The organism is Robertmurraya sp. DFI.2.37 (assembly GCF_029211245.1).
In the GTDB taxonomy this organism is placed as follows: domain Bacteria; phylum Bacillota; class Bacilli; order Bacillales; family Cytobacillaceae; genus Robertmurraya; species Robertmurraya methanolica_A.
On the sequence record NZ_JARGEJ010000975.1, the window covers coordinates 1 to 255 of the forward strand.

Sequence of the window (255 nt, forward strand, 5' to 3'; positions counted from 1 at the left end):
CTAAAAACAGAAATCTTTGATTTGACGTGGAATAGTAATGGTGATATCCAAAACGAGGTGAAGCGCTAATGCCGTTTTTAAAAGAACATTTTTCCGATTTTGGAGTTTCAGAGCGCCTTTATGACCATGGTTTCGGGAACAAAAAATCTGCTCGGTTTTTGTATGGAGCGTTTTCTGTCGTGCGTCCTTTACTTAACCCAGTAACTTATGATTCAAGGTTGTATGACAGAAGTAATAATTTAATAAAAGAAAACA

1 protein-coding gene is annotated in these 255 nt (G+C 36.1%); it reads left to right on the forward strand.

The window, feature by feature from the left end; all coding sequences use genetic code 11:
- Nucleotides 1-68: 68 nt before the first annotated feature.
- The coding region (locus PZE06_RS29400; RefSeq protein ID WP_275792596.1) for a hypothetical protein at nt 69-255 on the forward strand (187 nt) is incomplete at its 3' end.